The sequence below is a fragment of the Streptomyces natalensis ATCC 27448 genome (assembly GCF_000935125.1).
GTDB lineage: Bacteria > Actinomycetota > Actinomycetes > Streptomycetales > Streptomycetaceae > Streptomyces > Streptomyces natalensis.
Window position 1 is genome coordinate 474,054 of the sequence record NZ_JRKI01000003.1, and the last position, 20,796, is coordinate 494,849.

The 20,796-nt window shown below is 68.5% G+C and carries 15 protein-coding genes and 1 pseudogene; all 16 read left to right on the top strand.

Annotated features, from left to right (window positions below; all coding sequences use genetic code 11):
* The first annotated feature begins 34 nt into the window (after window positions 1–34).
* A complete protein-coding gene (locus SNA_RS03125; RefSeq protein WP_051877309.1) occupies window positions 35–535 on the top strand; it encodes an Lrp/AsnC family transcriptional regulator in 501 nt (166 codons plus the stop codon).
* 6 nt (window positions 536–541) lie between these two features.
* Window positions 542–835, top strand: a pseudogene (locus SNA_RS39105) (hypothetical protein); the annotation flags it as partial.
* 575 nt (window positions 836–1,410) lie between these two features.
* On the top strand, window positions 1,411–3,417 hold the full coding sequence (locus tag SNA_RS03130) for an AfsR/SARP family transcriptional regulator (RefSeq protein WP_052808865.1): 2,007 nt from the start codon (window positions 1,411–1,413) through the stop codon (window positions 3,415–3,417).
* A gap of 362 nt (window positions 3,418–3,779) precedes the next feature.
* Window positions 3,780–4,436 carry a LuxR C-terminal-related transcriptional regulator gene (locus SNA_RS03135; RefSeq protein WP_030066291.1) on the top strand — a complete coding sequence of 219 codons (657 nt, stop codon included), beginning with the start codon at window positions 3,780–3,782 and terminating at the stop codon, window positions 4,434–4,436.
* 334 nt (window positions 4,437–4,770) lie between these two features.
* The gene (locus SNA_RS43600) at window positions 4,771–5,244 is read left to right on the top strand and encodes a ParB/RepB/Spo0J family partition protein (protein WP_241779521.1); all 474 of its coding nucleotides are present in this window, start codon (window positions 4,771–4,773) and stop codon (window positions 5,242–5,244) included.
* 233 nt (window positions 5,245–5,477) lie between these two features.
* Window positions 5,478–5,792 (top strand): hypothetical protein, encoded by a 315-nt coding sequence (locus tag SNA_RS43605; RefSeq protein WP_030066289.1) that lies wholly within the window; start codon window positions 5,478–5,480, stop codon window positions 5,790–5,792.
* Window positions 5,793–6,025: 233 nt separating this feature from the next.
* The gene (locus SNA_RS03145) at window positions 6,026–6,598 is read left to right on the top strand and encodes a hypothetical protein (protein WP_157879853.1); all 573 of its coding nucleotides are present in this window, start codon (window positions 6,026–6,028) and stop codon (window positions 6,596–6,598) included.
* A 312-nt stretch (window positions 6,599–6,910) separates the two neighbouring features.
* Window positions 6,911–7,882 carry a 3-oxoacyl-ACP synthase III family protein gene (locus tag SNA_RS03150; RefSeq protein WP_052808866.1) on the top strand — a complete coding sequence of 324 codons (972 nt, stop codon included), beginning with the start codon at window positions 6,911–6,913 and terminating at the stop codon, window positions 7,880–7,882.
* A gap of 3 nt (window positions 7,883–7,885) precedes the next feature.
* On the top strand, window positions 7,886–8,119 hold the full coding sequence (locus SNA_RS03155) for a hypothetical protein (RefSeq protein ID WP_030066286.1): 234 nt from the start codon (window positions 7,886–7,888) through the stop codon (window positions 8,117–8,119).
* Between the two features lie 9 nt (window positions 8,120–8,128).
* A complete protein-coding gene (locus SNA_RS38155; protein WP_030066285.1) occupies window positions 8,129–8,761 on the top strand; it encodes a GNAT family N-acetyltransferase in 633 nt (210 codons plus the stop codon).
* Window positions 8,758–9,519 carry an SDR family oxidoreductase gene (locus SNA_RS03165; RefSeq protein ID WP_157879854.1) on the top strand — a complete coding sequence of 254 codons (762 nt, stop codon included), beginning with the start codon at window positions 8,758–8,760 and terminating at the stop codon, window positions 9,517–9,519. Before SNA_RS38155 ends, SNA_RS03165 begins: the two co-directional genes overlap by 4 nt.
* Window positions 9,516–10,430 (top strand): ACP S-malonyltransferase, encoded by a 915-nt coding sequence (locus SNA_RS03170; RefSeq protein WP_030066283.1) that lies wholly within the window; start codon window positions 9,516–9,518, stop codon window positions 10,428–10,430. The genes SNA_RS03165 and SNA_RS03170 overlap by 4 nt, the downstream gene beginning before the upstream one ends.
* Complete coding sequence (locus tag SNA_RS03175; protein ID WP_030066282.1) at window positions 10,420–11,316, top strand: hypothetical protein; 897 nt, start codon at window positions 10,420–10,422, stop codon at window positions 11,314–11,316. Before SNA_RS03170 ends, SNA_RS03175 begins: the two co-directional genes overlap by 11 nt.
* Window positions 11,317–11,381: 65 nt before the next feature.
* Window positions 11,382–12,527: an arginine deiminase family protein gene (locus tag SNA_RS03180; RefSeq protein ID WP_030066281.1), complete on the top strand. Its 1,146-nt coding sequence runs from the start codon at window positions 11,382–11,384 to the stop codon at window positions 12,525–12,527.
* A 72-nt stretch (window positions 12,528–12,599) separates the two neighbouring features.
* The gene (locus SNA_RS03185) at window positions 12,600–19,988 is read left to right on the top strand and encodes a type I polyketide synthase (RefSeq protein WP_044362956.1); all 7,389 of its coding nucleotides are present in this window, start codon (window positions 12,600–12,602) and stop codon (window positions 19,986–19,988) included.
* On the top strand, window positions 19,985–20,701 hold the full coding sequence (locus SNA_RS03190) for a thioesterase II family protein (RefSeq protein WP_030066278.1): 717 nt from the start codon (window positions 19,985–19,987) through the stop codon (window positions 20,699–20,701). Before SNA_RS03185 ends, SNA_RS03190 begins: the two co-directional genes overlap by 4 nt.
* The last annotated feature ends 95 nt before the right edge of the window (window positions 20,702–20,796 follow it).

The following is a 20,796-nucleotide window of genomic DNA, read 5'->3' on the forward strand; positions in this document are numbered from 1 at the left end:
CCGTTTCGCGTGCGGAAAGAGAAGCGATACCCGGATGACACCGCAGATACCGCAGCCGACCTCCTTGGATGCGACCGACCGGGCCCTGCTCCACCTCCTGGCCTGCGACAGCCGCGCCACCTACCAGGAACTCGGGCATGCTGTCCGCCTCAGTGCCAATGCCGCCGCCGAACGTGTCCGCCGCCTGCGGCGCTCCGGCCTCATCCGCGCCTACACGATCGATGTCGACCGCAACACCCTCGGCCAGACATTGCGTGCCCTGACCAACATCAAGCTGCGGGAAGGGATGAGCCGGCGCCAGTTCGAAGACGGTCTCGTGGGGTTGCCTCACGTCATGGCAGCCGCCCACACCACCGGCGAATACGACTACGAACTCACCATCGGCTGCCGGGAACCTGCCGAACTCGAAGAAATCGTCGACCGTCTCAAGGAGCACCACGGCGTGCGCGAAGTCAACAGCCGTATCGTTCTCCGTGAGGTCCCCCTCGACCGTCTGCGCATCCTGGAGCACCCACCCGCACGCCGCACTGCATAGAAGGCCCTCGCCTGCCCCGCCGAGACGCGGGGCGCTTGCTCGCCTCCAGTGGGCGACACCACATCGGAAGCGGGCAAGCGGTACGTCGTCCTGCCGGCCTTCCTCCACTTCGGCTTCCACGGCCTTCGTCACACCGGCCACACGATGGCCACGCGATTCGGGGCCACCCCGAAGGCGGCGCTGATCTATCAACACTCAGATCGTGAGCGTCAGAAGGAGGCGGGGAGCGAACTGGACAACACAGAGGCGCAGCATGGTGGTTGTTCCCCCGAGCCGGGCCTGCGTCTTTGGAGCGCGTGACGGGAATCGAACCCGCGCTCTGAGCTTGGGAAACAGGGGGCTTTCGCAGGCTTGGTGCGATCCCGACCTACAGAACAGACATGCCTGACGTGGGCGGACTGCCTGCATGTATGTGCGTGGTGAGCGGAAGCGTGGCGCGAAGCGCTGCTGGTCTCAGTCGCTGAAGCGTACGGTTCCGGCCCGCCGTGGAATCTCCGCCGGTTCGCCGGCCACCGATAGCGGCCGGTATTCCACCCGCCGGCGTCCCGGATCAGCCCAGGACAGCTGTATCCAGCCAATTACTGCCGTATGGCGATAAGTTGTTAGTGAGTCGGCTCCGGTGTCGGGTTGCCGAGAAGCCCTGGTCGAAGCCCACCTGACCTGCAGTTCTCCATAAGGCGGCCGCGGGCGGTGGGCCGCAAGTGTTGAATTGCGGCCTCTTTGTGCCGAATGAGGCGTCCGAAGTGATCATTAGCGTTCTACGCTGCGGTTGTGCGGCTCAGGGAATGGGTGTCAGGGGTGGCCTGTTCATGTGAAAGCGATCCCGACCACTCGGCTAATTGGTGACCGTGTGACTTGCGGGGCAAGAGAGTCTTATGGCCGTTACGTGGCAGGCGCGTGGCGGGATCTGGGACGCCCGCCCGGAAGTAGGGGGACTCCTGTTACATTCCGTATCTTTCAAGGTGCTGGGGCCGCTGACGGCAGAGGTGGACGGGGAACAGATCAGGATTGGCGGGACGCGGCAGCGTACGGTCCTCGCGATGCTGTTGCTCTCGGCGGGCCACCCGGTCTCCGTGGCGGCGCTGACCGATGCGGTGTGGCAGGGGGCGCCACCCGCCACCGCCCGTAACCAGATCGCCATATGCATCACCGCGCTGCGGCGCATCTTCCGGGACGCTGCTGGCGCCGAGGCGCTCATCGAGACCGTGCACAACGGCTACGCCCTGCACCCCGGGGGGCACCGGATCGATCTCCACGAGGTGGAGGCGCTGCTGGCGCGGGCCCGCGAGCTGGTGGACGACGGGCGAACCGTGGACGCGGTAGGGGAGTTCGAGCGGGTCCTGGCCATGTGGTCCGGCACGGTCCTCGACGGTCTGTCCGGCGGCCGTATCAAGGATTTCGCCGCCGGACTGACGGAGCTGTGGCTCGACGTGAACGAGGATTGTGCCGAGCTGCAGCTGCAGCTCGGCCGGTACCGGCCCTTGGTCTCCCGGCTCACCGAGCTCGTCAAGAAGTACCCACTGCGGGAGCACAGTCGCCTCCAGCTCATGGAGGGCCAGCGTTGGCTGGGCAGACGCGCCGACGCGCTGGAAACATACCGCGAGGGCCGCAAGGTGTTGGTGGAGGAGCTCGGGATCGAGCCAGGGGCCGCGCTGCAGGAGCTTCACCATCGCATCCTGCAGGAGTCGGGCGGGGCCGAGCAGGGCGAGCTGCCGCCCGCAGCGCGTACGGCGCCGGTGCCGGTGGCCGCGGTGCCGGCCGAGCTGCCGCTGTCTTCGGCCTCGTTCACCGGCCGGGTGGCTGAGATCGCAGCCCTGGACCGGTTGCTGCACCAACCCATGAGGCAGTCGCCGGCCATCGCGGCCCTCTTCGGTGTGGGCGGGGTGGGCAAGACCGCCCTCGCCGTGCACTGGGCCAACCGCGTTGCGGCGCACTTCCCCGACGGGCAGCTATTCGTCGACATGCGAGGCTTCCACGAGCACGAGGAGCCCGTCTCCCCGATGAGCGCCCTGGACCGGTGTCTGCGCGTGCTCGGCGTGCCCAGCTCTCAGATCCCCGCCGATCGGCAGGAGAGGGCAGCGCTGTACCGCACGGTGCTGGACGGCAGACGTGTGCTGATTGTGCTGGACAACGTGCGGTCGCTCGCCCAAATCCTGCCGTTGCTGCCGGGCCAGGGAGAGTCCTGCGTCCTGATCACCAGCCGGAATCCCCTCGACTATTTGGCTGGGGACTACGCCGTGGTGCAGGTCGGCCTCAAGCCACTGAGCCAGGACGAGGCCGTCACGATGCTGGGGGCGACCATCGGTACGGAACGCATAGCCGCGGAGACCGAGATGGCGCGGCGCCTCGTCATGTTGTGCGACCGGTTGCCGTTGGCCCTGAGGGTCGCCGGGGTCCGGCTCGCAGCCAAGCCGCACCGTTCGCTTTCCCAACTGGTGACGCGCCTGGAGGACCGCCGGTGTCGGCTGGATCTGCTGAGCTCGGGCCACGTCGGGGTGCGCGCCGGGCTCTGGCTCAGCTACCGGGAACTGCCGCGTGCGGCTGCCCAGATGTACCGCTGCCTGGGCCTGCTCACGTTGCCGTACTTCGACGTCTGGGTGGGAGCGGCCCTGCTCGATGTGGACCTGGGCCATGCCGAGGACCTGATGGAGCAGCTGGTGGACGCGCAGCTGCTGGAGGTCTGCCCCAGCATTCCGGGCGCACCGGCGCGCTTCTGTTTTCAGGGACTGTCGCGGCTCTTCGCCTGGGAAAGGGCACAAGAGGAGGACTCCGAGGCAGCTCTGGACCGGGTGTTCGGGGTGTGGCTCAGACTGGTCGACGACGCCACGAGCGGTTGCGCGGGTGCGAGTACGGGTACGTGCCGCCGTTGCGGGACGCGCTGACGGCAGGGACGCCTGGAGATGCGCGGCTACCTGGAGGAGTCACGATCGCCGTTGAGTACGTGCTGCAGGCGAACCGGGCGGCCGGGGACGCGGCCGGCACGGGAACGACCAGGCGCGCACTGGGCCGCTGGAGATCTGCCGGCAAGGGCACCTCGAAGCCGAGTGTCCGCTGCGTTGCCCATCCTCCTCGTGGGAGCTTTCGCCGGACGTGTGTGACCACGCTACCTCGCCGCCCTTTCGGAGGTATTTCACAGTTGTTTCCCTCACCGCGATAGGTAAAAAGCTAACAAAATCGGCTGCCGCTAGGGTCGTTCTGATATCGAGCGGAAGTTCGATGGGGGCTGATGGGGGGGTAGCGGGGGATGAAGAACTCACTGCTGGTCGCGCATACCGAAGGGCTCATGCGCACAGGGATCGCACAGATCCTGCAGGCCGCGGACGACATGACCGTAGTGGCACAGGCCGCCACCCGCGACCAGATGGTGCGGCTCGGGCTGCTGTGTCGGCCCGACGTCGTGGTGATGGACGGGGGCAGCGCCGAATTCGCGGATCCGATCACCATCTGGGAAATGACGCGCACCCTGGCCGATGTCCTATTGCTCACTCCGCCGGGGTTCGACGCCAAGCTCCTGCGGGCCCTGGAGGCGGGTGCCGTCGGACTTCTCCCGACGACCGCGACGGCCGGGGAACTGCACCATGCGGTGCGGCTCATCGCTGCCGGGAAAGGCTTCATCGACCCGACCATCATCCGCCCGCTCTCCCGAGCGGTCGGCGGGCGAGCCGGGGCGAGGGCGCTGGTTTCCGAGGAGCGCTTGTCGGACCTGCTGACGCCCCGTGAGCGTCAGGTACTCGCCTGCATCAGCCAAGGGCTACCCAACGCGCGTATCGCGCAGCAGCTCATGGTGTCCGAGAACACGGTGAAGACGCACGTCAGTCGCCTGCTCGCCAAGCTGGGACTGCGCAGCCGCGTGGAGGCCGCGCTTGCCGTCAAGGACAACCAGATCCTCCTCCCCGGCTGACAGGTCGGTGGTGAACTGCCGTCCGTATCCCAGGTCGTCAATGGCATGTATGCGTGCGCTCCTCGCAGCGAGCCGGCTGTTCAGGTACGGCTCGGCGTTTGTCATGTCGCTCCCCGGTGAAGAAATTCTTCGCGAGAACGTGGGAATAGCGGTCGACGGACGCCAAATTGTTCCCTTTTCGCGGGCAATGCGCCGCGATCGAGGCGGGAGTCGTAGAAAGGGACGAGCGGTTGTAGTCCAAAAGTTGACGAGGGTCCCTCGCTATGTGTATCGCCGGGAGATCGTCCCGCTGTTTTGATCGGTGCCAGATATGCATTGATCACAAGGGGGACGCGTGAACAGCGATGTCGTGAAGGTATCGGTCGACGCGGTGCGGACCGGTGATTCGCCGCGGCTCGACGGTGAGGACGAGGACCACGCCCGCGCGCTGGCGGAGCTGGGGACCGGGTTGCCACCGATCACCGTGCACCGTGGGACTATGCGGGTGATCGATGGCGCCCACCGGCTGCGCGCAGCGCGGCTCCTTGGGCACACGGAGATCGCGGCTCGCTTCTACGACGGTGATGAGGACGACGCCTTTGTCCTGGCCGTCACGATGAACGCCTCGCACGGCCTGCCCCTGACGCTCGCCGACCGCACGGCTGCTGCGGCCCGGATCCTGACCGCACGTCCCCAGTTGTCGGACCGCAGAATCGGCAAGGTCACCGGCCTGTCCGGGACGACGGTGGGGCCATCCGCAGCCGTTCGACTGATCAGAACCAGCAGTCGAACAGCCGCGTGGGGAGCGACGGCCGGGCCCGCCCGCTGAACAGTGCGACGGGCCGCTTACTCGCAAGTGAACTGCTCGTCGGGCACCCGGAGTTGTCCCTCCGGGAGATCGCGCGGGCGGCCGGAGTGTCTTCGTCGACGGCGCACGACGTCCGTGAGCGGCTGCGGTCGGGCCGGGACCCGCTGCCGGCGAAACAGCGCGCAGCGATGGTGCCCGCCGCAGCGGAGGCGGAACGGGCTGCCGCACCGGCTCGTTCGAGGGTGGTAGCGCCGGTGCGTACGGGTGTCGGGACGCACCGGGCCCGGAGCGTCGACCGTGCCGTCACCCTGCGCAACCTGCGCAACGACCCCTCTCTGCGGTTCAGTGAGGCGGGGCGCGCCCTGCTCCGATGGCTGGACCAGAACCCCGCGGAGCGGACCGAGCTGGGGCAGGCCGTCAGCCGGGTGCCGGCGCACTGGGCCGGGGCGGTGGCGCAGTTGATCCGTGACAACGCCGCGGCCTGGACAGAGTGTGCCGAGGCCCTTGAGCGGCGGGCCGATGCTCTCGACGGGGAGGCGGGCCCGGAGCGGGAGTCCCGCGTCGGGTGACGGCCCGGGATTCCGCGCCAGGCGGTCGGCGTCAATCGAACAATGAACCGTTCGAGATGCGAACGAAGAAACGTTGACGCTTCTCGGGGCCGCTCGTAGATTGATTCACGAATTCAGCCGATAAAACATCCGGTCGCCGTCGGGTGCTTTATTAGAAACGTGGAGGCGGAATGCCTGGAAATGAAATCTATGATGCTGTGAAAGCGGATGCAGAATTCATTCCCGTGGTTTCCGTGACGGATGAGGAGATGCTCGACAGGGCCATTTCCCAGCCGTTCTCCTACGTGTCCACGGAGGGTCCGGTCTGGCGTACCTCCGCAGAGCGGCGGCGCTTCGTACAGGACGAGCGCTTGTCGCACCTCGTGGTCCGGGTTTCGTCCCGGGTGGTGGGCGCGGTGACCTGGTCACCAGGCCAGACCCCCGGATTCTTCAAGCTGAGCGTCACCTCGTGCGACGACGCAGCGTGGACACCCCGGCTGGTCGAGCTCTCGATCAGGCAGGCGATGTCCCTCCTGCTGCGTGCCAGTGAGGCCAAGCGCGTGGAACTGCTGGTCGCCACCTACAACGAGGTGCTGCTCGACTACCTCACAACGTGCACCGCCTTCGAGGTGGAGGGCGTCCTGCGCGACCGCTTCTTCATCGACGGCCGGTACTGGCCGGCGGTCGTCTGCCGCGCCGACCTCGCCGCCTTCCCGGTCGAGGAGCGGCGGTGCGCAACGGAACGCCAGGAACTGCTCCGCCGCGTCCGGAAAAAGACCCTTGAGGACCTTACGGCGGCCCATGACGGCACGTCATGGGCGGTTTGACGCGGGGAATCGCACCCCGCTCCTGAGCCACCGCCGGCAACGGCGGTTGTTTCCACTCACCACGATGCCCGAAAGGAGGAAAACACCATGGACCTCACCAACGTGATGGAGCTGCAGGGCACCGAGATCGTCGCCGACGGCGTGGAGCTGCCCGCGAGTACGTCCAGCGACGGCTGCTGACAACGGTGCGGGCCGGCTGCTGCCGGGAAGCCGACAGCAGCCGGCCCGCCCGGACCGATGTGTGACCAGATTCGAGAGGGGGCCGCTGTGCCCAGATGGGGACTGACCCCGGTCCACCCGCGGAGTGTCAGCTTGGCTCTGCCCGACCGGGTCGTCACGAACGCCGAACTGTGCGAGGGGCTGGACACCACACCGGAGTGGATCGAGGAGAAGACCGGTATCCGAGAGCGCCGGTTTCTCGGCGACAACGACAACGTCACCGACCTGGCGATCGAGTCGGCCGGCAAGGCTCTTGCGCTCGCCGGGATCGAGGCCAGGGACGTGGACGTCCTCGTCGTGGCGAGTACGACCCCCGACTGGCTCATGCCCTCACTCGGAGTCATCATCGCGGACCGGTTGGGTATCGCCAGTCCGCGGATTGTGGACATCACCCAGCATGCGTGCGCGTCCTCCGTGTACGCGATCTACACCGCCTCGTGCCTTCTGCAGGAGCCAGGGTTGGAGAATGCCCTCGTCGTCTGCGCCGAGGGGATCTCCCGAGTCACCGGCCCGGACGACCGGACCACCCGCATCTTCTTCGGTGATGCCGCTGCGGCCGCGGTGTTCAGCAAGACCGAGCCGTCTGCGGGGCTGCTCAGCTACGACCTCGGCAACACCTTTTCCGACGCTGTCCACATGGCATCACCTTCGCAGCTGTGCCACGAGCGCGCCGTGATCGGACGTGAACTGCACAGTCACTACCTGCAGATGGACGGCCGGGTCGTGCTGCGGGAGGCCCCTACCAGGCTTCCCAAGTCCATTGCCGAGACCCTGGCTGCCGCCGGAGCCGAGGTGCCGGACATCAGTGGGTTCGCGCTGCACCAGGCCAGCGCCATGATGGTGCGACTCATAGCGCGCACGGTGGGCGCGGACCTGGACCGCGTGGCCGTCACCGCCGACACCCTCGGCAACACCGGCGCCGCCTCGCCGCTCACCGCCCTGCACAAGCTGGCCCTCGACGGCCGGGCCAGACAAGGGGACCTCATCGTGCTCGGGGCCATCGGCGCCGGATTCCTGTGGGGCTCGATGTGTTTCAAGCTGCCGTACGACATCAGTGTGGAGTGATCCATGGAAAAGCTGTGTGAGGTTTTCGTCTCGTTGTTCAAGGACCGGGTGGGCGATATCCACCCGGATGGCGACACCGTCGTATTCGGCAGCGAGAGCGCGTATGGCCTTGAGTCGATGGACACCCTGCGCTTCGTGTCGGCGTTGCTCCCGCTCTACGGGGACAAGGTCTATGACCTGGAGGTCGAGGGCGTCAGTACGCTCAAGGGCTTGTACGAGCAGCTGCAGGGCGCGTAGCGGAACCCCATGAAAGGTCTGCTGTGCGAACTGCATCCGCTCTCCGAGGCCGAGTTGGGAACAGTGGCTCAGTGGCTGGGTGGGACGGAGTGCGAGGAACTGCTCCGAGGTACGTCCAGCACGCTGATCCGGCACGACCGGTATGCCGCCGTCGAAGCCGATGGGCGGCGTGCCGCACTGGTCACGGACACCCGGGGAACAGTAGTGGGGCTCATGCACTGGTGGCGGCTCGGGGAGGGCGTGTACGAGGTCGGCGGTGCGACGGGTGAACAGCGGCTGTGGGGAACGGGGATCGGTATCGAGGCGGCCGCGCTCCTGGTCGACTACCTCTTCGACGTCATGAACTGCCGGCGCGTCGAGTTCACTTCGGGGATCCACAACGACGCCACGATGAGTCTCGCGCTCAGCGACAACCTGTCGTTCGAAGCGGTATGTCGCGACTACTTCCAGACGTCACGCGGCGCTGTGCCGGCCGTCAAGTCGGGCCTCACCAGGGAAGAGTATGCGCGGCCCTATCCGCACTACCAGCCTCGCGTCGGCCGGCGCCTGGACAGCGGCCGGCTGGCAGAGCACGCCTTGGCCATGGCGCGGCGTATCGATATCCGCGAGATCGCGGACCGTGTGAGCGGAGAAGGACGATGAGTGAAACGGAATCGCCGGCATACCGGAACGTTCTGGTAGTCGGCGGAACGAGTGGTCTGGGGCGCGCGGTGGCATGCGAGTTCGCACCGCTGGCGGAACGGGTGCATCTGACCTACCACGGGCGGCGTGACGCGGCCGAGGAGACGGCCGCCGCGGTGACCGAGCACGGAGGGACGCCGGTCGTCCACCAGCTGACCCTGCCGGATCCCAACCCCCGGGCCACGAGTGTGCGCCGGCTGCTCGGGAACATCGCCCCGTGTGACGTGGTCGTGAACTGCGCTGTCACCAATCACGCCGCCGTGGCCACCGTTTCCAACGCGGAGCGGTTCAAGTCGGTCATCGACGCCAATGTCTTCGGTGCGTACCAGGTCAACGCGGTCTGCGCGCAGGCGATGGCCGCGACGGGTGGCGGCACTGTGGTGAATGTGTCGTCGATCCTCACCAAGCGCTACATCGTGGGGGCGATCGGATACATCACCAGCAAGGCGGCCATCGAGGCGCTGACACGAGGATTTGCCCGCGAGTGGGGCAAGCTCGGGCTTCGGTTCACGACCGTCTCGCCCGGCCCGATCCGGGACACCGGGCTGCTGGACACCGTCCCCCGGGAAGCGGTCGAGGAGATCATGGGCGGCCCCGACTACCTGGAGCGGCTGCTGCAGCCTCGGCGGGTGGCCTCGGTCATCCGACAGCTCACAGCTCCTGACTTCTCCGCGGTGAACGGCGAAGTCGTTGTCGTCGACGACGGGTTCTCGCTGTGACCGACACCGGCGCCTATATCTTTCCGTCCCAGGTCTTCCTCGACACGGAGATGCGCAAGCGTTGTCTGGAGTCGAAGGCGATGCGGATCCTGCTGGACCTCGCCAGCGACACGCTCTCGATGGACTTCCGCGCCATCCTGCGCGACGGCACGGAGGAAGAGGCGAACGACCCCCGCTTCCGACGCCCGCTGATCAACATCATGGGCGTTGCCGGTTACCGGGAGGAGGTACGTCGGCGTGACGTGCAACCCGTCTGTGTCACGGGTATCAGCCTGGGGTACCTCAGCGCGGCCGGAGCGGTGGGCTGGGTGTCCCTGGAGGACATGGTGCGCATGTCCAACACCATGGCGGCGATCGAGATCGAAGCCTTCGACCACACCGACTACCGCAGCGTCTTCTTTTACAACGGCGATCACGTCAAGGTGTTCGATGCCTTGCGCGCCGAGGGCCTGGACTCCCTGCTCCACATGTCGGTCGTGGTGTCGAGCAACCAGTTCATCGCCGCCTGCCGCAAGTCGGACATGGACGCGATGAAGCCGGCACTGATGCGCGCCGGTGCCCTGTTCAAGGTGATTCCTTACAGTTTCCCGGGCCACTGCGATCTGATGGGCGACGTGCAGGAGACGTTCACCAAGGAGTGGACGTTCAAGGATCCCTACGGCAACACGACCGTCCCGTTGGTCAGCATCAACGACTGCCGGCCGTACACCAGTGGGGAGGAGGTCTGGAAGCTGACGAAGGAGCAGTACACGACCGTCCTCGACTGGCGTGGCGTGCTCGACTACCTTGACGCACTGGAACTGGACTCCTATGTGGTGCTGGAGCCCTCCGATTTCGTGGTGAAGTCCATGAAGCTGGACCCGTTCTGCCGTCTGCGGCCCCAGATCGGTGGAGTCCTTGATGGCGTCTGACCGGGCCCTCGTCTTCCCTGGGCTGGTGCCGCTGACTGAGCCCGCACTGGCCGCCGTTCTCGACCGGCGCGATGACCACCTCGAATTCGCCGCACGGATCTGCCGGTTCCATCCCGATGGCATAGACCGGGACGAAGGCAGCACCGGTCTGCCCTCCACGGTGCACGAGGCGCTGCTTGCAGTGGCGGTGGTCCGACGGCTGGAGCAGGAGGCCGGCCGCTGGACCGCATACGGCGGCCTGAGCGCGGGCTGCCTGCCGGCGCTGCTGGCCGCGGGTGCGATCACAGAGGAGACGTGCTTCCGGCTGATCTGGGAGATCAACTCCCGGCAGATCGCCGCGAACCGTCTGCACCGCAGCGGATCCACACTTGTGTTCCTCGCGTCGTCGAGGGGAGACGCACACCAGCTGATCGAGGCGCTCCGCAGGTACGAGAAGTCCGCATGGCTCTCGGTCGACCTGGGTGGCGGCCTGGGAGCGGTGAGTGTGCGGAGTACTGAGCCGGAGGTGCTCGGCCCGCTGTTCCACAAGTTCGGGGTCTCCGTCATGGAAACGGTCGACCGGGCCGAGCACTGCCCCTACGCGGTCCCCGAGCCGCAGGAGTTCGCCCGAATCCTGCGGGACGTGGAGTTCTGCACTCCGAACGCAGCTGTCGTCTCCCCGCTCACCGGCAAGCAGGTGGACAACACCCCGGACGCGCTCCGGCGGATGCTCTTGGAGCAGTGGTTCGACACGGCGAGCCTGCCCCGACTCGTCGAGGGCCTGTGCGGTGTCGACGGGGTGCGCGGCGTGGACCTGGTCGCCCCGGCGAAGTCGGTCTATGTGCCCTGTATGCGCGGGCTGCTCCAGGACAGGGCGGAGCACCGGTTCCTCCGGCTGCCGGGCTGACGCCCGCGAACCACGCGCACATCCCCGAACCATCAGACGCTCGGAACAACAACAGGAGGGCTGCCATGACTGCGACCGCCGGCATACCGCTGGTGAACGCCTGGAACGAGTGGGACACCCTGAGAGAAGTAGTCGTCGGGTCCGCGGACGGCGCCTGCTTCGAACCGACTGAGCCGGGCAACAGACCCCAGGTCAGGCGCCACAAGGGAGCCCAGTTCCCCACCGGACGGAAGTCGGCCGAGGCCGTAGCACGGGCGAACGAGGAGCTCAACGGCCTGGCCAGGCTGCTCGAATCCCGCGCCGTAACCGTCCGCCGTCCGGGCCCGCACGACTTCAGCAGGCCCTTGCGCACCCCCCACTTCGATGTGGAGAACCAGTACTGCGCGGTGTGCCCCCGGGACGTCCTGATCACACTCGGCAATGAGATTGTCGAGGCGACGATGTCGCGCCGCGCGCGCTACTTCGAGTACGAGCCCTACCGGCACCTGGTGTACGAGTACTGGGAGGCGGACCCCAGAGTCGGGTGGACGGTTGCTCCCAAGCCGACGATGTCCGACGCCATGTACCGGCAGGACTTCTGGGAGTGGCCGATAGAGGAGCGCCATCGGCGGATGCACGCCTCGGAGTTCTGCGTCGGCCAGACTGAAGTTGTCTTCGACGCGGCCGACATGAGCCGTTTCGGCCGCGACATCCTCGTCCAGGAGTCGATGACCACCAACCGCGCGGGCATCCGCTGGCTGAAACGCACCCTGGAGCCCAAGGGCTTCCGGGTCCACCCCGTGCACTTCCCCCTGGACTACTTCCCCTCGCACATCGACTGCACCTTCGTACCGCTGCGACCGGGCCTGATCCTCGCCAATCCCGACCGGCCGATCAGCCAGGACGAGCTGTCGATGTTCACGGACAACGGCTGGGAGCTGATCCAGGCACCGGAGCCGGTACTGACGAACGACGAGATGCCCCCTTACTGCCAGTCCTCGAAGTGGCTGTCGATGAACGTGCTCAGCCTCTCCCCGAGCACGGTGATCTGCGAGGAGCAGGAGAAGTCGCTCCAGGATCTGCTGGCCGACCAGGGGTTCGAGGTGCTCACCGTGCCGTTCCGCAACGTCTTCGAGTACGGCGGCTCCCTGCACTGCGCGACCTGGGACATCCGCCGTGACGGCACCAGGGAGGACTACTTCCCCTCCATCACCTATGAACCGCTGGTCTGAAGAGGAACGATGCCGAACCACTCTGCTCACGCCCCGCGATCCGCCGAGCGGACCCCAGGCACCGTGCACGAAATGGTCGAGCGGCACGGCCGCGGTGACCGGGCGGACTCCGTTGCCGTGGTCCACGGCTCCCGCCGGGTGAGCTACCGCGCCTTGGACGCCATGGCCGCACGCGCCGCCGCCGTGCTGCGCCGCGCCGGTGTGGGCGAGGGCGCTTTTGTCGGCGTCCGTATGGCGCGCACACCGGAGGCCGTGGCGACGATACTCGGCGTGCTGCGGACCGGTGCGGCCTATGTGCCGATAGACCGCGCCGACCCGGCGGAGCGGGTCCGCCACGTGATCGGCACGGCGGGCATCGACGTGGTCGTGACGGACGGGCTCTCAGAGTCGTCCGTCACGGCCGCCCGGCTGCTCCGGCTCACCGAGGGGTGCCGTCCGGCGCCGTCCGATGAACCGGAGCAGCCGGTCCAGGACGGCGCCGCCGGCCTGATGGCGGCCGTCACCCCTGCCGCAGCGGCCTACGCGATCTTCACCTCCGGATCCACCGGAGTTCCCAAGGGCGCCGTGATGACCCATGCCGCCCTGGTGAACCTGCTGACCTGGCACGACCGGGTGCGGCCCGGCAGCTGCCGGCTGCGGACCGCCCAGGTCTGCGCGGTCAGTTTCGACTTCTCCTTCCACGAGATCTTCTCGACCCTCTGCTTCGGCGGCACCCTCGTGCTTGCCGACGACGAGGTGCGGCGTAACCCGTTCGCGCTGGCCGCCTTCCTCCGGGACGAGCGGATCGAGCGGGTCTTTCTGCCGGTCACGCTCATGGAGCACCTCGCCCGAGCGGTCGCTCAGGAGCCGGTCGAGCTGGGCCTGCGCGAGGTCGTCACCACCGGGGAGCTGCTGCGCATCAGCCCCCCGGTCAGGGACCTGTTCCGCCGTACGCAGGCTCGTCTGCACAACCACTACGGAGCGACCGAGTTCCAGGACGCCACGTCCTGCACGCTGGACGGCGACCCGGCGGACTGGCCGTCCGTCGCACCGATCGGCCGGCCGATCGACGGCGTACAGGTCCATATCGTCGACGACCGGCTGCGCGAGGTGCCCGACGGCACCGAGGGCGAGCTATGCGTCGCGGGAGCCGGAGTGTCGCCGGGGTACCTGGCGCAGCCGGAACTCACGGCCGAGCGGTTCGTGCCCAACCCTCACGGCAGCGGCCGGATGTACCGCACCGGGGATTTGGCCCGCCGCGGCACCGACGGGACGCTGGAGCTGCTGGGCCGGATCGACACCCAGGTGAAGGTGCACGGCGTACGGATCGAGACCGGCGAGGTCGAGTCCCTGCTGCTCACTCACCCGTCGGTCGGAGACGCGGCGGTGGTCGCGCATGACATCGACGGGCAGCGACGCCTGGTCGCCCACGTGGTGCCCGGCGCGGAGCTGGACACGGGCACTGCTGGACGGGTGCTCCATGAATTCCTGGCCGCGAGTCTCCCACCGTTGCTGCTGCCGGAGGCGTACCGCCTGCTCCCCGCGCTGCCGCTCACATCCAGCGGCAAGACGGACCGCGGACGGCTGCAGCCACCGGACACCTTCGAGCGGCTGGCACCCACGGCGGTGCTGACCGCGGTGACCGCGACCGAGCAACTGCTCGTGGACGTCTGGCGGTCGGCGCTGAGACTGGACGAACTGTCCATCGAAGACCGCTTCTTCGACCTTGGCGGCACCTCCCTGCTGCTGGTGCAGGTCCGGCAGGAACTCGCCACGCGTCTGGACCGGGACATCCCCATGGTCGACCTGCTGCGTTACCCGACCATCAGGGACTTCGCCGCATATCTGGACCGCTCCGGGACGGAGCCAGGTGGTCACGGCGAGGCGGGCGCCTCCCCCGGTCCGCCGCCGGCGGACCCGGGGCGTCTGGCCGCGCCGCGGCGGAGCGGCGGCGGAGACGTCGCGATCATCGGGATGGCCGGGAGGTTCCCCGGGGCACCTGATATCGAGACGTACTGGCGGAACCTCGTCGACGGTGTGGAGACCGTTCGGCCCCTGCCGGGCGGCGCTGGGGGACAGCGCGACAGCAGCTTGGCTGCGCACCCCGACTTCGTGACGGCGGGCGCCGTGCTGCCGGACATCGACCGGTTCGATGCCGCGTTCTTCGGCCTCAGCCCTAAGGAGGCAGACCTGCTGGATCCCCAGCAGCGGGTCTTCCTGGAGTGCGCATGGGAGGCTCTTGAGAACGCCGGGTACGCCCCCGGCGGCACCGGAGCCTCGGACGTGGGGGTCTTCGCGGGGGCGGGGTTGAGCACGTACCTGCTCAACAACCTGGCACCGCATTTCGGCTACGGACACGGGAAGGCGCTGACCGAGTCCGACCTGGAGCAGTTCCAGCTCAAGCTCGGCAATGACGGCAACTACCTGGCCACCAGGGTGTCCCACGCCCTGAACCTGCGGGGGCCCGGCATAACGGTCCAGTCGGCGTGTTCCACGTCGCTGGTGGCCGTGCACCTGGCGTGCCGGAGCCTGATCGACGGTGAGAGCGGCATGGCCCTGGCGGGCGGTGTGCACATTGTTGTTCCCCAGGAAGCCGGCTACCTCCATGAGGAAGGCATGATCCTCTCCCGCGATGGGCACACCCGCGCTTTCGACGCGGACGCCTCCGGCACGCTCTTCGGCAACGGCTGTGGCGTCGTCGCTCTCAAGCGTCTGGAGGATGCGGTGGCGGACCGCGACCGGATCATTGCCGTGATCAAGGGATCGGCGGTCAATAACGACGGCAATGCGAAGGTCAGCTTCACCGCGCCGAGCGCCGGCGGGCAGGCCGATGTCGTACGGGCCGCGCTGGAGGCTGCGGGCGTCGACCCGGCAGACATCGGCTACGTCGAGGCGCACGGGTCGGGCACCGCACTGGGCGACCCCATCGAAGTGGCCGCGCTGTCCGAGGCTTTCGCCACCGCGTCGACCGCACGACGCCGACCGGGGCCTGGACACTGCGCGCTGGGCTCCGTGAAGTCCAGCACGGGGCACTTGGACGAGGCGGCGGGCATTGCCGGGCTGATCAAGGCGGTGCTCTGCGTCGAGCGCGGGACCCTGGTGCCGAGCCTGCACTTCCGCGAAGCCAACGAGGAGATCGACTTTGCGGGCTCCCCGTTCCGGGTGAACACCAAGACGGTCCCGTGGGACTCCGCCGGTGGCCCGAGGACGGCCGGCGTCACCTCGCTGGGGGTGGGCGGGACGAACTGTCACGTGATCCTCCAGGAGCCGCCGCACCCGGCATCCGGCGGCAGTCCGACGGAGAACCGTCACGGCACGGATGCCGCAGCGCCCTCCCGCGTGCCGACGGACGGCCATGACCGCGCGATCAGTGACCGGCCGGCGCCTGAGCGGGTGGATCACCGGTCCGTACTTCTCTTGAGCGCCCGCAGCGATGCCGCCCTCGGCGAGCTGACCGACCGCTATCTGGACCTCCTAGCAGCGCCGTCCCGCCCCGTCTTCAGCGACATCTGCTTCACCGCTGCGACGGGGCGTCGGCACTTCGCGCACCGGCGCGCCGTCGTCGCGGGCTCCGCGGAGGAGGCGCGCGAGCAGTTGCGCGCTGCCGTCGCCACCTCCCCGCGGCAGCCGTCGCCCTTCGCACGGCGGCCGGGGAATGTGGCGTTTCTCTTCCCCGGACAGGGGCCGCAGTACGCAGGCATGGGACGTGAGCTCTACGACCGTGTGCCGGCCTTCCGCGCCGCCCTGGACCGGTGCGATGAGCTGCTGCGCGGCCGGCTCGAACGACCGCTGCTGTCCGTGCTGTTCCCTGGGCCCTCCGAGCCGTCCCCCATCGGTGAGACGCGATACGCCCAGCCGGTGCTGTTCGCCGTCGAATACGCCCTCGCCGAGACCTGGCGGTCGTGGGGAGTCGAACCCGGCGTCCTGCTGGGGCACAGCCATGGTGAGTATGCCGCTGCCTGTGTGGCCGGTGTCCTGTCGCTGGAGGACGCCCTGACGCTGGTGCACGCTCGCGGAGAGCTGATGCAGAAGCGCACCGAGGCCGGGACGATGGTCGCGGTGGCGGCCGGCGAGACCACGGTCGCGAAGCTGCTGACCGGGGACACCGCGATCGCGGCGGTCAACGGCCCGTTCTCGACGGTCATCTCCGGCCGGACGAGCCACATACGGCGGATCTGCGACGAGTTGGCCGCCCAGGGTATCCGCCACCGAGTGCTGGACATCTCGATCGCCTCGCACTCCCCCCTGATGGAGCCGATGCTGGCGGATTTCCAGGCGGTGGCGCGCTCGGTCCAGTACCACCCGCCGCGCATCCCCATCGTGTCGACGGTGACGGGCGAACCCGCTGGCCGGGAGATCGCGCACTGGAGCTACTGGGTCGGCCAGATCAATCGGCCGGTACGGTTCCACGACGCCAGCACGGCGCTCGAGGCCCTGGGCCCCTGCGCCCTGCTGGAGATCTCGCCGAAACCGACCCTGTTGCAGCTCCTCGAGGAACGCGATGAGCAAGGGGGAAGCGGCCCGGTGCTGGTACCGAGCCTGAGGCCGGACCGCCCCCGGGACCAGTTGCTTGAAGCGGCCCGTGCCCTGTATCTGGCCGGGGCGCAGCTCGACTGGTCCGCTTTCTTCGGCGGCGGCCACCGCCGCGTGGCCTTGCCGGCCTCCCCGTGGCAGCGCGAACGCCACTGGATCGACGCGCCGCCGCCTGCTGCCGTTCCGGCCGGCCGGTCCGCCGGCCACCCGCTGCTGGGCAGGCGGCTCGACCTTGCCGGCGGCGACGGCATCCGGTTCGACTCCACGGTGGGCGTGCCCACCACTCCATGGCTGCGCGACCACCGCGTGTTCCAGTCGGTCGTGCTGCCCGGAGTCGCCTATCAGGAACTCGCGTTCAGCGCCGCGAGGGAGGCGTACGGCTCGGTGCCGGCCGAGCTCCGCGACTTCTCGATCCAGCGGGCGATGGCCTTCCCGGACGACCGGAGTCTGCGTCGGATGCAAGTCGTGCTGAGACCGGACGACGCGGAGTACGACTTCGAGGTGTACTCCCGGCCGCTGCCGGAAGACGAAGGGACCGGCGATCCGGCTGCCGACGGACCGGCGGTGCCCGCTTCCTGGACCTTGCATGCCTCGGGACGCCTGGCGCCGGCAGGTGCACCGGTGCGGCCGCCGCTCGCCCCTGAGCCGCTGTCAGCGCTGCGCGAGGCGTTCGCCGGCGACGAGCTGGAGCCGGACGAGATCTACCGGCGGGAACGGGAACGCGATATCGACCTGGGACCGCTCTTCCAGGTTACGGAGCGGCTGTGGCAGGACGGAGAGACGGCGCTGTCGCGGATCTCTCTCGGACCCGGGCTGCGCGCCGAGGCCGCCGGCCACCGCGTGCACCCGGTCCTGCTGGAGGCCTGCTACCTCGCGCTCACCGTCACGTACCCGGAGAAGCTCGGGCGCAGGACCTACGTGCCGCTCGGCGTCGAGTTCATCCGGGTCGAGCGGCATGCGGCGGCGCAGGCATGGTGCCACGCACGGTTGCGTCCCGCGAGGGGGGAGGACCCGGAGACGCTACGCGCCGACGTGGACCTGTACGCCCCGGACGGTGGCCTGATCCTGGCCATGACCGGGGTCGCGCTCAAGCGCGCGGATCGGGCGGCGATGCTCCCGCCGCGGCCGGAGGGACGGCAGGAATGGCTGTACGAGACGCGCTGGGCGGCGGCTGGTACGCCGGCCGTGTCGGCAGGCGGCGGTCGGTGGCTGCTGCTCGCCGGCGACGAGGGCGCCCGTGACCTGGCGCGCCGGGTGGCCGAGTCGGCCCGCTCGAATGGAGTGGCCTGCGAGGTGCGCGACGACGATGACGCGTCGGGCGGGACGGTGCCAGTCGGAAGGCACCCCTACGCCGGATACGACGTGACAGCGGCAATCCCGGCGACCGGGAACGGGGAAGGCGATGCCGGCCGCGCAGCCCTGGCTCTGGGACAGCGCCTGCTGCGACTCGTCCAGCGCGTCGGGGGCATGGACCGGCGTCCTCCCCGCCTCTGCCTGGCGACGCGCGGCGCGCAGGCTATCGAGGGCCGGGGCGTCACCAGCCCTGCGCAGGCCGGAATGTGCGGGCTGGGGAGGGTGGTGGCCGCCGAGCATCCAGAATTACGGTTCACCCAGGTCGATCTCGACCCTGGCGCGGAGCCCGGTGGGCAGGCGGCCGTGCTCTACGCCGAACTGGCCGCGCTCGCCGCGGCGGGAGAACCGGCCGACGACCACCGGATCGGTTACCGGGGCACTCAGCGGTACACGGCACGGCTGAGCCGTGCCTCCGTGCACGCGGCGCCGGGCGAGAGCACAGTCGGGGTGCGTGGGGACGCCACATACCTGATCACCGGCGGGCTCGGCGGGCTCGGGCTGGAGACCGTACGGCTGCTCTGCGGCGCGGGCGCCCGGTATGCGGTGCTGATGGGGCGGACACCGCCGGACGCGGCCGCGGAACGGACGATCGCCGAACTCCGTGCCCAGGGAGTGACACTGGAGGTATACGCGGTCGATGTGGCCGACGCCGAACGGCTTGCGCAGATGGTCGGCCGGGTCGCCGACGATCCTCGCTTCCCGCCCCTGGCCGGTGTACTGCACCTTGCCGGGGTGCTCGACGACGGTGTCCTGCTGCTGCAGTCGCCGGAGCGCTTCGAGCGGGTCATGGCGCCCAAGGCACGTGGTGCGTGGAACCTGCACACCGCGACGGCGGAGTGTCCGCTGGACTTCTTCGTCCTGTTCTCCTCTGTCTCGTCCCTGCTGGGAACCCCTGGCCAGGCGAACTATGCGGCCGCGAACGCATTCCTCGACGGCCTTGCCGCGTTCCGGCAGGAGCAGGGCCTGCCGGCCCTGGCCATCCAGTGGGGCTCGTGGGCCGAGGTGGGCATGAGCGCCCGGGCGGGCCTGGACGTTGCACTGGAGCGCCGGGGTGAGGGCGTCGTCCCGAAGCGGGACGGCCTGGCGCTGCTCGCCGAGCTGCTGACGACCCGACACCGCCATCCGGGCGGCACGATCGCCGTACTGCCGGCCGACTGGGAGCGCTTCGCGGACCGGAACCTGCCCGCGACCAGGGGCTTCCTCGCGGACATGCCGGGTGGTGCGCGGCGCGGTGAGCGGGACTCCCGGATGTCGTTCCGTGCCACGTTCGATGCGGCTTCGGCACCTCGTCGGCGCGAGCTCCTGCGGGACTGCGTCCGAGAGCATGTGGCGAGCGTGCTGGGCACGGGCCCAGGGCTCCCGGACGACGGGGACTTCTTCGCCGGAGGACTGGACTCGCTCACCGCGATCCAGCTGCGGCGAAACCTGCAGCTGACGCTGGAGTGCGGACTACGGCAGACGCTGGTGTTCGACCACCCGACCGTCGCGTCGCTGACCGGCCATCTGCTGGACGTGCTCGGTCGCGAGCCGGCTGTCACGAGTGACCTCACCGCCGCGGTCCGCAGCGACTTGGTGCACGAAGGAGGAGGCCGATGACCAATCGTACGACGCAGTTGGTGTGCCTTCACCACGCCGGTGGCAACCCCTCCGTGTTCCGGCCCTGGGTGGAGCAGGCCCCGGAGGGCGTTGACGTGCTCCCGGTCGTCCTGCCGGGCGCCCGCAACGCTGACAGACGACGGCGCCACCGCCGCACCGAACAGCTGATTCCGGCCCTCGTGGCGGAGTTGGAGGAGCAACTGGCCGACGACTACGTGCTGTTCGGGCACAGCATGGGAGGTCTGCTGGCTTATCTCCTCGCGCGGCACTTCGAGGAGAACGGCGGCCCGAGACCCAGGGCACTGGCGGTGGCCGCCTTCAGGGCGCCACATATGCCATGGCACGACTTGACGGCGGAGTGCGATGACGAGGCGCTGATCCGGCGGCTGCACGGCATCGGCGGGATCCCGGCGTGGCTGCTGGACCACCCCGACTGGCTGGCCCCCTTCCTGGGGCTGGTGCGTGACGACACTGAATTGTGCAGCTCGTACCGTCATGTCCCACAGAAAAGCCGGCTCGCCGTGCCAATTCATGTGTTCGGCGGTGCCGGCGACCCTCTGGTTTCCGCTCATGAGCTCGAACGGTGGACGGAAGTCGGGGAGCGGGTGGAGATCACGTTCCTGCCGGGCGGGCATTTCCTGGTGACCGAGGATTCCGGCCAGCTGAGCCGGGCGATTTTCGCCCTCGCCCTTGGCGGACGGCAGTTGGCTTGATATCGATCATTCCGGTGCTGTTGCAGCCGGAAGTTCCCCCCTTTCGTCGCGGCTCTGCCTACGATGGTCTGACCGTCGAAAATAAGAGATCAAAT

Bases quoted from the DNA above. Each gene is read 5' to 3' on its own strand.
- SNA_RS03190 (WP_030066278.1), top strand. From the start codon at position 19,985: ATGACCAATCGTACGACGCAGTTGGTGTGCCTTCACCACGCCGGTGGC.
- SNA_RS03155 (WP_030066286.1), top strand. From the start codon at position 7,886: ATGGAAAAGCTGTGTGAGGTTTTCGTCTCGTTGTTCAAGGACCGGGTG.
- SNA_RS03130 (WP_052808865.1), top strand. From the start codon at position 1,411: ATGGCCGTTACGTGGCAGGCGCGTGGCGGGATCTGGGACGCCCGCCCG.
- SNA_RS03125 (WP_051877309.1), top strand. From the start codon at position 35: ATGACACCGCAGATACCGCAGCCGACCTCCTTGGATGCGACCGACCGG.
- SNA_RS38155 (WP_030066285.1), top strand. From the start codon at position 8,129: ATGAAAGGTCTGCTGTGCGAACTGCATCCGCTCTCCGAGGCCGAGTTG.
- SNA_RS03185 (WP_044362956.1), top strand. From the start codon at position 12,600: ATGGTCGAGCGGCACGGCCGCGGTGACCGGGCGGACTCCGTTGCCGTG.
- SNA_RS03180 (WP_030066281.1), top strand. From the start codon at position 11,382: ATGACTGCGACCGCCGGCATACCGCTGGTGAACGCCTGGAACGAGTGG.
- SNA_RS03175 (WP_030066282.1), top strand. From the start codon at position 10,420: ATGGCGTCTGACCGGGCCCTCGTCTTCCCTGGGCTGGTGCCGCTGACT.
- SNA_RS03135 (WP_030066291.1), top strand. From the start codon at position 3,780: ATGAAGAACTCACTGCTGGTCGCGCATACCGAAGGGCTCATGCGCACA.
- SNA_RS03165 (WP_157879854.1), top strand. From the start codon at position 8,758: ATGAGTGAAACGGAATCGCCGGCATACCGGAACGTTCTGGTAGTCGGC.